The organism is Paenibacillus sp. Z6-24 (genome assembly GCF_054161335.1).
Genome location: NZ_CP096398.1, coordinates 3,221,460 through 3,234,578 on the forward strand (window position 1 = coordinate 3,221,460; position 13,119 = coordinate 3,234,578).

Below are 13,119 nucleotides of genomic sequence, written 5' to 3' on the forward strand. Positions count from 1 at the left end.
ATCGTTAAAGTCTATCTGCTGCTGGATATGGTTATTCCACTTTATCGGTAGATTGCAGATTAGACTGCTGACGCAGCCACTTCTTTTCCTGCTCCGTCAATTCTGCCTGTTCCAGCAGATCGGGACGACGCTGAAGCGTACGCAGCAGCGACTGTTCACGCCGCCATTTCTCCACATTTGCATGATGGCCGGACAGCAATACATCCGGTACCTTCATGCCTCGAAACTCGGCAGGACGCGTATAATGCGGATATTCCAGCAGACCGGTACTGAATGAATCGGTAACTGCGCTATTCTCATTGCCCAGTACACCGGGCAGCAGACGGACCACACTATCCACTACCGTCATTGCCGGCAGCTCTCCACCGGTCAATACATAGTCACCAATAGAGATCTCATCCGTAACCAGATGCTCTCTAATGCGCTCATCATAGCCTTCATAATGTCCGCAAATAAAAATCAGATGCTGCTCACATGCCAATTCTTCCGCCTTTTGCTGGGTAAAGGTCTCGCCCTGTGGACACATGAGGATTATGCGTGGCTTTACCGCCGAAGTCATATTAGAATCGACCGGATCGGATGCATCCTGCTTTTCTTTCGCTTCTTTAGATGACAACTGATTTTGAACCAGCAAATCTTCCACCGCTGCGAAGATCGGGTCCGGCTTGAGCACCATTCCCCCTCCACCACCATAAGGTGTATCATCCACTGTGCCATGCTTGCTGGTGGAATACGTACGAAAATTCACCGCATTCAGTTCCACCAACCTTTTGGCCGCCGCTTTGCCGAGAATGCTGGAACCGAACACGCCGGTGAACATTTCCGGAAACAAAGTCAATACGTCGATCTTCATCATTCCAGCAGACCTTCCATCACATGCACGGTAATCTTCTTCTCATCCACATTAATATCCAGGACCACGTCATGAATGTATGGGATCAGAATGTCTTTGCCTTTTGCCGGTTTGACCACCCATACATCATTGGCGCCCGGAGTAAGAATCTCTGTAATCACACCCAGGGATTGACCTTCATCGGTAACGACTTCGCAGCCGATAATCTCATGGAAATAGTATTCGTCCTCTTCCAGTTCCACCGTATCCTCTTTGGATACTTTAAGTACCCAGCCTTTGTACTTCTCTACTTCATTGATATTGCCGAACCCTTTAAAACGGATAACATACATATTTTTTTGCAGACGTGAAGATTGCACTTCTACCTGCTGGCTTGCACCGGTCTCTTCATGAACCATCTGCAGCTTATTACCAGGTGCAAAACGCACTTCCGGGAAATCTGTGTTCGGGTATATTTTGAGTTCTCCACGAATTCCATGTGTATTTACAATTTTGCCTACCATCAACCATTGATCTGACATGGGTACTCTCCTTTGCTAACTAAAATATATCTTTGCTATTATAACCTGCCTGGGGCAGCATGAACTACAGCTTATTCTAACCAATATGTCTTGAATACTGCAAAAAATGTACGAAAAAAGGCTAGGATTCCTCCTAACCCTTTTTCGTATATTTTTAAGACATAATATCAACGGTAACCCGTTTATGTGTCTTAACTGCTGCAGAGGTAACAACGGTGCGGAGGGCCTTGGCGATACGTCCCTGTTTGCCGATAACTTTACCGGCATCGTCCGGATGGACGCTAAGTTCGTATACGATCAAGTTATCCTTCTCCACCACGTTTACCGACACATCTTCCGGATGATCTACCAGAGCCTTAGCAATAACCATTACTAATTGTTCCATCGTTGACCCTCCATGTGCCTCGCTGGTTAACCCAGACGCTGTCAGCTATTATTTTTGTTGTTTAAGCTCGTGAAATTTTTTCATCACGCCCGCTTTGCTAAGCAAGTTGCGAACAGTGTCAGAAGCTTGCGCTCCATCTTGAAGCCATTTCAAAGCTTTTTCTTCATCAATTTTAGTTACAGATGGTTCTGCAACCGGGTTGTAAGTACCGATTTCTTCGATAAAACGTCCATCACGAGGAGAACGGGAATCGGAAACAACGATACGGTAGAAAGGCGCTTTATGAGCACCGATACGTTTCAGACGAATGCGTACTGCCAAGAGAATTCACCTCCTTCAAATAATTCAAACTTTTATTTTACAGCTATGCTGTTAAAATCAATTGGATACAGAGCATTGCAATCACTGCGCTGCAGTTCCACCCGGTTTAACGGAATGGGAACTTCATGCCTCCGCCGCCTTTGCTCAGCTTCTGCATTTGTTTCATCATTTTATTTTTGCCGCCTTTGGCGCTTTTCGGGTCCATCATATCCGAGAACTGCTTCATCATGCGGCGCATCTCATCAAACTGCTTGATCAGACGGTTCACTTCGGCTACGGATGTTCCGCTGCCTGCTGCAATCCGTTTGCGACGACTGTGATTAATCACTTCCGGATGCTGTTTCTCCTGAACGGTCATGGAATGAACAATCGCTTCGATACGTCCAACCTGTTTGTCATCGACCTGCAGGTTTTGCGTTTGCTTCATTTTGCCCATGCCAGGCAGCATATCCATAATTTGATCCAGCGGACCGAGCTTTTTGACCTGATCCATCTGCTCCAGGAAATCCTCGAACGTGAACTCGGCGTTGCGCATTTTGCGCTCCATTTCCTTGGCCTTGTCCTCGTCGATATTCATCTGGGCTTTCTCAATCAGGGAGAGCATATCGCCCATGCCGAGAATCCGGGATGCCATACGTTCCGGATGGAACACTTCCAGCGCATCCAGCTTTTCACCCAGTGTTGCAAACTTGATTGGGCAGCCGGTAACTGCTTTGACGGACAATGCGGCACCACCACGGGTATCGCCATCCAGTTTGGTCAGTACCACACCGGTCAGCTGCAGCTGGTTGTTAAAGTTCTCTGCTACATTGACAGCATCCTGACCGGTCATCGCATCGACAACGAGCAATACTTCATCCGGATTGGTCAGTTCGTGGATCTGACGAAGTTCATCCATCAGCTCCTCATCGATATGAAGACGACCGGCGGTGTCAATGATCAGATAATCATTATTGTTGTTCTTCGCTTCCTGAAGAGCTTGGCGTGCAATTTCTACCGGACTCGTCTGATCTCCCATCGAGAAGACAGGAACCTTGATCTGTTCACCGAGCACCTGCAGCTGCTTGATCGCAGCCGGACGATAAATATCACCTGCTACCAGGAGTGGACGGTGATTCTGCTTTTGCAGCATCCGTGCCAGTTTGCCGGAAGTGGTCGTTTTACCGGCACCCTGCAGACCGACCATCATAATGACAGTTGGCGGCTTAGTCGCTTTGGCCAGCTTGGACTGTGTACCGCCCATCAGCTCAGTCAGCTCTCTATTTACAATATCGATGATGACCATGCCCGGCGTGAAGCTTTCCATGACTTCTTTGCCGACTGCTTTTTCTTTGACTTTGGAAATGAATTCCTTAACGACTTTGAAGTTAACGTCCGCCTCCAGGAGAGCCAGTCGTACTTCACGCATTGCTTCAGCTACATCTTCATCGGATACTTTACCTTTACCACGAAGTTTGCTGAATACATTTTGCAGCCGTGTCGTCAATCCTTCAAATGCCATGTGTCCTCACCTCGCTTCCATTTGGTTCTTGGCTAAGCTGTGTTCATAGCAGATAAGATGCAATCCGCTGTTTGCTACTCTGATCGTACATTTATATAGTATACCGCATCCGGTTATGTAGTACTAATCCGGCCAAGCGGTGTTTTCATTATTGATCGATGTTACAGTCGGTCAATGCTTTCCAGATGATCCATGATCTCCAGTGCTTCTGCCTGGTGCTGATCATTCAGTCCGCTCTGATGAAGCGCCGCTTTAAGCTTCTCCAGTTCCTTGACTCGCTGATAATGCTTGTCCATCAGTCCAAGCTTTTGTTCGTACATTTCCAGAACCTGTTCCGCACGCTTGATGTGCTCATATACCGCCTGTCGGCTGATATTGAACTCGGCCGCAATCTCACCGAGAGAATAGTCATCGTGGAAATAATATTTAAGGAACATTTGCTGTTTTTCGGTCAGCAGCAGTTCATAAAAGTCAAACAGTAAATTAATCCGGTTCGTTTTCTCGAGCCGATTCTCCTGACTCATCCGGGACACTCCCTCCGTCAAGGAAAAACACTTTACAGCACATCAACGTTTTATATCATATCGAAAATGAAATGAGATGTCAAGCATTTTACCTTAACATTTATTCATAAAAAAATCCCGCTGTAAAAAGCGGGATTTCTCATGAGTTTGATAAGGTGAATCCGGAACGGTTAGCCGCATTTCTAATGCTCAAAACGATCATTTTCTGCCAGCCGATTTTAACGAAGCGGCAGCAGATAAAACAGCACGGCAAAGAAATGAAGAATGCTGCCGGCCAGTACAAACAAATGCCAGACGGCATGATGAAAAGGAAAACCGCGCCAGACATAAAATACGGTACCGAGTGTATACATCAGACCTCCGATGATCAACAGTGTCATGCCTCCCGGCGCCAGTGATGCCGTAAGTGGTCCCCAGGCGATCACAATCAGCCAGCCCATTAGCAGATAAAAAACGGTTGACATAAACAGGAACCGTTTGACAAAGTAGGCTTTGAACGCACAGCCGAACAGTGCTATCCCCCAGACGACTCCGAAAATACTCCAGCCGAGCGTTCCTTTGACTGCAAGCAGCATAAATGGTGTGTAGGTTCCTGCAATAAACAGATAGATCGCTGAATGGTCGAAGATTTCGAATAAATCTTTGGCTTTTCCGTCTCTGAAACCGTGCACCAGTGTGGAACTGATATACAACAGCAGCATCGTGATGCCATAAATCGTGAAGCTCACGATATGCCATGGCGTTCCCTTCAGACTTGCAAATGTAACCAGTATGGCGAGCGCAGCGATACTAAGAACTGCTCCGATCCCATGAGTGACCGCATTAGCAACCTCTTCCCTGCGTGTGTAAGTATACGTATCCGCCATAATTCACTTCCTCTCTTCATTTCCGTATCCAATTCTCTATTCTGTCTCTATGCAAGCCCTGTGTCCTCTAGCCCTCAGCAGTATAATTCGTTCCGCCCGGGAGTCTATTAACGTACATCCGAATTGTAGATACTCTATTCATTGTAACCCTATTTGTCCTGACATTCCACTCAGCCCTGTTTCCCGGGTGAACAGCAGCAACCGGGTTATAGCGCTATTACTCGGCTGCGTCTTCCTTCTCGGCCTCTTCTTCCGCCTGAATCAGCCCGGCGAACAGTGCATGGACAAACTGCTCGCTGTCAAATGGCTGCAGATCGTCGATTTTCTCACCGAGACCGATAAATTTAACCGGCAGATTCAGCTCCTGACGGATTGCCACCACGATACCACCCTTGGCTGTACCGTCCAGCTTGGTCAGCACGAGACCGGTCACGCCGCTCTTCTCACCGAACAGCTTGGCCTGGCTAAGCGCATTCTGACCTGTTGTTGCATCCAGCACCATCAGTACCTCATGCGGCGCATCCGGAATCTCCCGCTGAATGACGCGGAAAATCTTATTCAACTCTTCCATCAGATTCGTTTTGTTTTGCAGACGGCCGGCGGTATCGCACAGCAGTACATCCACACCACGCTGCTTGGCCGCACGAACCGCATCATACATAACAGCTGCCGGATCGGAACCGGACTGCTGCTTGATTACTTCTACGCCAGCACGCTGTCCCCATACTTCCAGCTGTTCGATCGCTCCAGCACGGAATGTATCACCGGCAGCAAGCATGACTTTTTTGCCTTCCTGTTTGAATCGGTGAGCCATTTTACCAATTGTGGTCGTTTTACCGACACCATTAACACCGACAAACAGAATGACGGTAATCCCGCTTGGGTTGGTATTCAGTCCCGGATTGTCATCTCCGCGCAGCAGTTCGGTCAGTTTCTCGGACAATACCGGCTGCAGATCGGCTGCATCCTCGATACGTCTCTTCTTCACTTCTACCCGCAGATCATCAATCAGCGCCATAACCGTATTTACACCGACATCGGCACCGATCAGAATCTCTTCCAGTTCTTCGTAGAACTCTTCATCAATCTTTTTGCGGCGGATAACCAGATCGGATACTTTCTCGACGAATCCTTTCCGCGTTTTCTCCAGGCCGTCACGGAACTGCTTGGTGACTGTTTCTGTTTTTTGGGAAATGCTTTCTTTTAGTTTCTTGAAAAAGCTCATAGAATGCCTCCATTAGTTTATGCTTGGTCATCATATTTTACGGTAAAGCAGGCTGATCGGGAGTTCAGGCAATATCCGCTTCCTCGATATCATCCAGACGGACGGATACGAGCTTGGATACACCGCCTTCTTCCATCGTAACGCCATACAGCACATCCGCTTCTTCCATTGTGCCTTTGCGGTGGGTAACCACGATGAACTGGGTTTGGCCGGAGAATTCGCGCAAATACTGGGCAAATCTCACTACGTTGGCTTCATCCAGTGCCGCTTCGACCTCATCCAGTACACAGAACGGAACCGGCTTGACCTGCAAAATGGCAAACAGCAGTGCCATCGCAGTCAGCGCACGTTCTCCACCGGACAGCAGCTGCAGATTTTGCAGCTTTTTGCCCGGCGGCTGGGCGACGATATCGATCCCTGTCTCCAGCATACGCTCCGGATCAGCCAGTACCAGATCAGCACGTCCTCCGCCAAACAGCTTGGAGAATACGGTGCCGAACTGTCCGCGAATCGCTTCAAAGGTATGCTTGAAGCGCTTGGACATCTCATCGTCCATTTCCTTGATCACCTGATACAGGGCGGTCTTGGCTTCAATCAGATCATTCTGCTGCTCGGACAGGAATTCATAGCGTTCGTTGACACGTTGATATTCCTCGATCGCCCCTAGATTCACTTCACCCAGCGCTGTAATCTGTGATCGTAGTCCGCGTACATCCTGCTCGGTGCTCTGTACATCCTCTGGCAGTTCATAGCGCTGCTTGGCCATCTCGTAGGTCAGTTCATAATCCGTCTGCAGCTTGGCCAGAATATTCTCCAGTTCCACATCGAGACGATTGACCTGGATCTCTGTTTTGCGCAGTTCATCTTCTACGGACTTGAGCTCATTGCGCTGCTCACGGGTTTTGTTTTCTTCCTGCTCCAGCTTTTGCTGCAGCCGTGTTCGTTCTGCACGCTTGAGCTCCAGCTCTTCACTCGTCTCTGTACGCTTGCGGCGCAGACGAATCAGTTCTTCCTGCTGGCGCTGCTGCTCACGGCTGTTTTTCTCTATATCCTTGTCAATGGCAGCCAGATGCTCTCGATTACTTTCCAGTTCACGTCCGTAATCCTGGGACTCTTCCTGCGTACGGGACATTTGCTCTTCCAGCGAGAAGATTTCCTGGCTGAGCTTACCCTGACGGATTTTGAGATCGGTTACTTTCTCCTGAAGCTCTTCTTTCACCGATTCATTGGATTTGCGTGCCTGCTCGGCCGCCTGGATATCCGACTGGATTTGCTGTTCCTGCTGCTGCAGCTCTGCCAGTTTCTGCTCGGCTTCCTTGCGTGATTTGGCAATCGCAGCAAGCTCTTCATTGTAGGTCGTCTTCTCCTGACCGTACAGCTCATACTGTTCGTTCACATGACGGAACTCATGCTCCAGCTGCTTGAGCTCACCGGCCGCCTGCTGCTCTTCATTGCGTTTGCGGTCGCCTGCGGAGCGCAGTTGATCCAATCGGTTCTCGGTATCCTGCAGACGCTGACGCATCTGCTGAATCTCCTGATGCAGACGCTTGATCTGCGCTTCACTCTCGATGATCTGTTCACCGAGCTGATCCAATTGACGTTTGCGTCCCAGCAGATTGGTATTTTTCTTGTGCTGGCTTCCGCCTGTCATCGAACCACCGGCATTGACCACATCACCTTCCAGGGTAACAACGCGATAACGATAACTCAGCTTGGCCGCGATGCGGTTCGCCTGCTCCAGTGTCTCGGCAATAACGACACTGCCGATCAGACTGCCGACGATGGATGCATACCGGTCATCGTAACCGACCAGCTCTGCCCCGATCCCTACAAAGCCTTCCGCACTCTCAGCCAGACGCTTGTCGCTGTCCTGGATGCGGCGTGGACGAATAACGTTCAGCGGCAGGAAGGTAGCCCGGCCCAGCTGACGCTGCTTCAGAAAAGCAATCGCCTGGCGGGACGTCTCCTCATTCTCCATAACCACATGCTGAACGGAAGCGCCCAATGCAGTCTCCATCGCCTGCTCCAGATGCTCCGGTACACGAATCAGTTCAGCGACGGCTCCATGTACACCAGCCAGCTGATTATTACGGGAAGCTTTGAGCACTTCCTTGACTCCGAGCATAAAACCTTCGAAGTCTTCCTGCATCTCCTGCATCGTATCACGCCGGGAAATAAGCGCTTCACGCCGCTGTTCCCATTTACGGATAGAGGTCTGCATTTCTTCGCCGGACTTTTGCAGTGCATGCAGCTGTTCGCTCTGCTGGATATAATCGGTCCGCACCTTGGCAATTTCCTTGGCCAATTTATCCATAAGAGTCGTCAGTGCAGCCTTGCTGTCTTCCAGGCGTTTCTTCTCATCCCGCCATTTGCCTGACTCGCTCTCTGCACGCACCATACGGCGTTGCGTCGCTTCAGTCTGCTGATCGGCATAACGGATCTCGTTACGCATCTGTGCCATCGTATTCATCAGTTCCAGCAGGTCACCCTTAAGGCTCTCCTCCTGATTCTGCTGAATCCCTCCGTTGATTCCGGTCAGACGTTCTTCTTCACTGGACAATGTCTGCTGCAGCTGGGACAGCTGCTCATTCAGTTCAGCCAGTCGGGTCTGCAGCTGCTCGGTCTCGCCGGTACGCTGGCTGGTCCGTTCTTCACTGCGCTCCAGCGCTGCTCCCAGCTGTTTGCGATTATTTTCCAGATTGTGACGGCGTTCCTTGAGCAGTTCTCCCAGTCCTTCGGCTTTCTCGGTCTGCTCGCTGTATTGCAGCAGCAGTTCCTGAAGACGCTCTACCGCCTGCTCCGCTTCACGCAGGGCTCCACGTTCGTTTTCCAGCTTGGCATCATGACCGGCGACGACAGCTGCCAGCGCCTGCTGGGCTGTTTCCAGCTCTTTGAGTTTGTCCCCGGCCAGACTCCATGCGCTGTGAATACGTTCAATTTCATGAACATAAAGCGATATTTCCTTATGTTTCAGTTCTTCCTTGAGTTCCTTGTAGTGAAGCGCTTTGGCCGATTGCTCCTTGAGCGGGCCAATCTGGTCCTCCAGCTCATGCACCAGATCATGGATACGCAGCAAATTCTGCTCGGTATCGTCCAACTTGCGGACAGCATCCTTTTTGCGGGACTTGTATTTGACAATACCGGAAGCTTCCTCAAAAATACCCCGTCGGTCTTCCGAACGGGTACTGAGTATCTCCTCGATCCGTCCCTGCCCGATAATGGAATAGGCTTCTTTACCAATACCGGTGTCCATAAACAGCTCGGTAATGTCCTTTAGACGGCAGGTTTGCTTGTTGATGAGGTATTCGCTGTCTCCACTACGATGTACACGTCGGGTCACGGTTACCTCATTAAAATCAAGCGGCAATGCCTGATCTTCATTATCAAGCGTCAGCGAGACTTCCGAATAGCTGACTGCCTTGCGCGAGTCACTGCCTGCAAAGATAATATCTTCCATTTTGCCACCACGAAGGGACTTGGCACTCTGTTCACCGAGTACCCAGCGGATGCCATCGGATATATTACTTTTGCCGCTGCCATTGGGTCCGACCACAGCCGTGATCCCTTTGACAAACTCCATTTCCGTCTTGTCGGCAAATGATTTAAAACCGGATAATTCAATTCTTTTCAGGAACATAGTTCGTGTTCACCTCTACTGCTATTGTAGCATAATTACCTGCTGTTCCATCAATGGAAAAAGAGCAAAAAGCGGTCGTGCCTCTTGTACTCCTCAAGGGGACTATGACTGCTCTTTGCTCTTTGTTTGTCCTGTAATTGTCAGAAAAGAGAATGTTATTTCAGCTTCAACCGGTTCAGTGCAGCAGACGCCGCGCGTTGTTCCGCTTCTTTTTTGGAGCGGCCTGATCCCTGGCCAAGACTCTCTTCTCCCATATATACTTCCGAGACAAACTCCCGCTCATGGGCAGGACCTTTTTCCTCGACGATACGGTACTCCAAAACGCCCATATTGTGATGCTGGGTAAGTTCCTGCAATTCCGTCTTGAAGTCCATCATCTGGAACTGGCCACCGGGCGATATGCTTGAGAATACATACTTATCCAGGAAAGATTTTACTGCATCGAGACCCTGATCCAGGTACAACGCTCCGATAAAAGATTCAAATACATCGGCGAGCAATGCCGGACGCTGACGCCCGCCTGTCAGTTCTTCTCCTTTACCGAGCAGAACATAACGTCCAAAATCAAGTGATTCCGCAAACTTTACCAGGGAAGGCTCGCAGACGATTGCTGCACGCAGCTTGGTCAGTTCGCCTTCCGGACGTTCGGGATATTCATTGTACAGATACTCCGACACCGTCAACTCCAAAACCGCGTCTCCCAAAAACTCCAGACGTTCATTATCCTGATGCTGACTGAAGCGATGTTCATTCACATACGATGCGTGTGTGAATGCCTGTTTGAGCAGCTGGCGGTTATGAAACTGGATTTGAATTTGTTGCTGTAGCTGTTTCACATCTCCGTTCAAGAAACTGACTCCTTACGCTTCAAATTTCTTCAGGATGATCGAGGCATTATGTCCCCCGAATCCAAAAGAGTTGGACATTACTACATTCAAATTGGCCTGACGTGGTTCATTCGGTACATAATCAAGGTCACATTCCGGATCCTGATCGTGCAGATTGATCGTCGGCGCAATAATCTGGTTCTGCAGAGACAATGCACAGATCAGCGCTTCTACGCCGCCGGCTGCGCCAAGCAGATGACCGGTCATGGATTTGGTGGAGCTGACAGCAATCTTGGCTGCATGCTCACCCAGCGCCATTTTGATCGCCCGGGTCTCTGATTTGTCACCTACCGGTGTAGATGTACCGTGAGCATTGATGTAATCAATGTCTTCCGGCTGAATGCCTGCTGTACGGATCGCCATTTTCATACAACGGGCCGGTCCATCCGGATCGGGTTCTGTCATATGGAATGCGTCTGCACTCAGACCGTAACCAATAACCTCTGCATAAATGTGAGCACCGCGCTTTTGCGCATGTTCCAGAGATTCGAGAATCAGTATGCCTGAACCTTCACCCATTACGAATCCATCACGTCCTGTATCAAATGGACGGCTGGCTGCAGCCGGGTCATCATTGCGTGTAGACATGGCGCGCATCGAACAGAAACCTGCGAGTCCGGTAGGACGAATCGTCGCTTCCGCTCCGCCGGTAATCATTACGTCCGCTTCACCGCTTTGGATGAATTTGAACGCATCTCCAATCGCATGACTGCCGCTTGCACATGCCGTAACAGGTGCTACGTTAGGGCCTTTGGCTCCGTGAACGATCGATACATGACCGGAAGCCATGTTCGCGATCATCATCGGGATGAAAAATGGACTGATGCGTTTTGGACCTTTTTCCAGCAAAATGCTGTGCTGATCTTCAAACGTGCCCAGACCGCCAATACCGGAGCCGATAATCACGCCGACACGTTCAGGATCTGTATCTTCACGTACATTCAGCTTGCTGTCTTTCAGCGCTTCCGCTGTAGCCGCTACCGCGAATTGTACGAAACGATCGAGCTTGCGTGCCTCTTTTCGTTCCATATATTCTTCCGGGTTGAAATCATGAACCTGTGCGGCGATTTTCGTTGGATAATCGCTCACATCAAATCCTTCAATCGGTGAAATGCCGGACTTGCCGGCCATCAAGTTATTCCAAAATGTATCTTTATCCTTGCCCAGAGCTGTCATCACTCCGAGACCTGTAATTACCACTCTATGCTTCAAACACATTCACCTCATATCGACTGCATGTGTATATTTTGTATTCACTCCGATAGACGCCAAAAATGTGGAGAAGTCCCGACCTGCAGTATATCGCAGGTAACGGGACTTATGATCCTTAGGTATGAGATTGTATGTAGTTCACAACTTCACCTACGGTCGTAATTTTCTCCGCGTCTTCATCAGAAATTTCCAGGTCGAATTCATCTTCCAATTCCATAACGAGTTCCACCACATCGAGGGAATCTGCGCCAAGGTCATCTTTAAAAGAAGATTCAAGCTTGATATCAGCCTCGTCAGCGCCTAAACGGTCGATAACGATGCGTTTTACACGCTCCATAACATCAGACATCCGGTTCACCTCCTCTTCCAAGTATTATACGAAAATTGCAGATAAAAATCTATATAAGCATCTGTAAGAATGCTCTATATATTACATGTACATTCCGCCATCCACATGCAGGGTCTGACCTGTCATATAGGAAGCAGCTGGCGATACCAGGAAGGACACTACCTGAGCAATCTCTTCCGGCTGTCCAAGCCGTCCCAGTGGAATGGTATTCAGAATGCCGGCACGCTGATCTTCGTTCAGTTCATCTGTCATGTCGGTAGCGATAAAGCCTGGCGCTACACAATTAACAGTGATTCCGCGCGAAGCGAGCTCACGGGCCGCAGATTTGGTCAGGCCAATCACTCCTGCTTTGGCTGCTACATAGTTGGCCTGGCCCGGATTACCCTGAACACCGACAACGGAAGAAATGTTGACGATCCGGCCATAACGCTGCTTCATCATCGGGCGTGTCACTGCTTTGAGGCAGTTGAATACACCTTTGAGGTTCGTCTCGATGACCTGATCAAATTCATCTTCCTTCATGCGCATAATCAGATTATCACGCGTGATGCCTGCATTGTTGATCAGAATATCCAGTCGGCCAAATGTATCATTGACCTGTTTGACCATGGCTTCGGCCTCATCGGTTTTGCCGACATTGGCTTGAATAGCAATAGCTTTTACACCCATGGCTTCGATCTGGCTCACGGTTTCATTGGCAGCAGACTCACTGCCCGCATAGTTGACAGCCACGTCGGCACCGGCAGCAGCCAGTGCAAGCGCAATACTGCGTCCAATACCACGGGATGCTCCTGTTACCAGTGCAACCTGACCTTGAAGCGGTTTACTGTTTTCCATA

Annotated in this window: 13 protein-coding genes; all 13 read right to left on the minus strand. The window is 49.5% G+C overall.

All coding sequences use genetic code 11. The annotated features are described in order from the left end of the window. Positions 1-31: 31 nt before the first annotated feature. A complete protein-coding gene (gene trmD, locus M1D61_RS13930; protein ID WP_458122512.1) occupies positions 32-853 on the minus strand; it encodes a tRNA (guanosine(37)-N1)-methyltransferase TrmD in 822 nt (273 codons plus the stop codon). Further along, positions 853-1,374: a ribosome maturation factor RimM gene (gene rimM, locus M1D61_RS13935; RefSeq protein WP_458119209.1), complete on the minus strand. Its 522-nt coding sequence runs from the start codon at positions 1,372-1,374 to the stop codon at positions 853-855. Before rimM ends, trmD begins: the two co-directional genes overlap by 1 nt. A 154-nt stretch (positions 1,375-1,528) precedes the next feature. Continuing rightward, positions 1,529-1,759 (minus strand): KH domain-containing protein, encoded by a 231-nt coding sequence (locus tag M1D61_RS13940; RefSeq protein WP_017813643.1) that lies wholly within the window; start codon positions 1,757-1,759, stop codon positions 1,529-1,531. A gap of 48 nt (positions 1,760-1,807) precedes the next feature. Beyond that, positions 1,808-2,080 carry a 30S ribosomal protein S16 gene (rpsP, locus tag M1D61_RS13945; RefSeq protein WP_046215335.1) on the minus strand — a complete coding sequence of 91 codons (273 nt, stop codon included), beginning with the start codon at positions 2,078-2,080 and terminating at the stop codon, positions 1,808-1,810. Positions 2,081-2,186: 106 nt separating this feature from the next. Beyond that, on the minus strand, positions 2,187-3,581 hold the full coding sequence (gene ffh / locus M1D61_RS13950) for a signal recognition particle protein (protein WP_046215334.1): 1,395 nt from the start codon (positions 3,579-3,581) through the stop codon (positions 2,187-2,189). Between the two features lie 161 nt (positions 3,582-3,742). Then, positions 3,743-4,105: a YlxM family DNA-binding protein gene (ylxM, locus tag M1D61_RS13955; RefSeq protein ID WP_046215333.1), complete on the minus strand. Its 363-nt coding sequence runs from the start codon at positions 4,103-4,105 to the stop codon at positions 3,743-3,745. A 218-nt stretch (positions 4,106-4,323) separates the two neighbouring features. After that, complete coding sequence (trhA, locus tag M1D61_RS13960) at positions 4,324-4,971, minus strand: PAQR family membrane homeostasis protein TrhA (RefSeq protein WP_458119210.1); 648 nt, start codon at positions 4,969-4,971, stop codon at positions 4,324-4,326. Between the two features lie 217 nt (positions 4,972-5,188). Next, on the minus strand, positions 5,189-6,196 hold the full coding sequence (gene ftsY, locus M1D61_RS13965) for a signal recognition particle-docking protein FtsY (RefSeq protein WP_046215331.1): 1,008 nt from the start codon (positions 6,194-6,196) through the stop codon (positions 5,189-5,191). 64 nt (positions 6,197-6,260) lie between these two features. Beyond that, a complete protein-coding gene (gene smc, locus M1D61_RS13970; protein WP_458119211.1) occupies positions 6,261-9,833 on the minus strand; it encodes a chromosome segregation protein SMC in 3,573 nt (1,190 codons plus the stop codon). Between the two features lie 155 nt (positions 9,834-9,988). Next, entirely contained in the window at positions 9,989-10,681 is a 693-nt protein-coding gene (gene rnc, locus M1D61_RS13975) for a ribonuclease III (protein WP_017813636.1), read from the minus strand. Between the two features lie 12 nt (positions 10,682-10,693). Beyond that, a complete protein-coding gene (fabF, locus tag M1D61_RS13980; protein ID WP_046215329.1) occupies positions 10,694-11,932 on the minus strand; it encodes a beta-ketoacyl-ACP synthase II in 1,239 nt (412 codons plus the stop codon). Positions 11,933-12,047: 115 nt separating this feature from the next. After that, a complete protein-coding gene (gene acpP / locus M1D61_RS13985; RefSeq protein WP_046215328.1) occupies positions 12,048-12,281 on the minus strand; it encodes an acyl carrier protein in 234 nt (77 codons plus the stop codon). Positions 12,282-12,362: 81 nt separating this feature from the next. Next, positions 12,363-13,118 (minus strand): 3-oxoacyl-[acyl-carrier-protein] reductase, encoded by a 756-nt coding sequence (gene fabG / locus M1D61_RS13990; RefSeq protein ID WP_046215327.1) that lies wholly within the window; start codon positions 13,116-13,118, stop codon positions 12,363-12,365. Position 13,119: the final 1 nt, after the last annotated feature.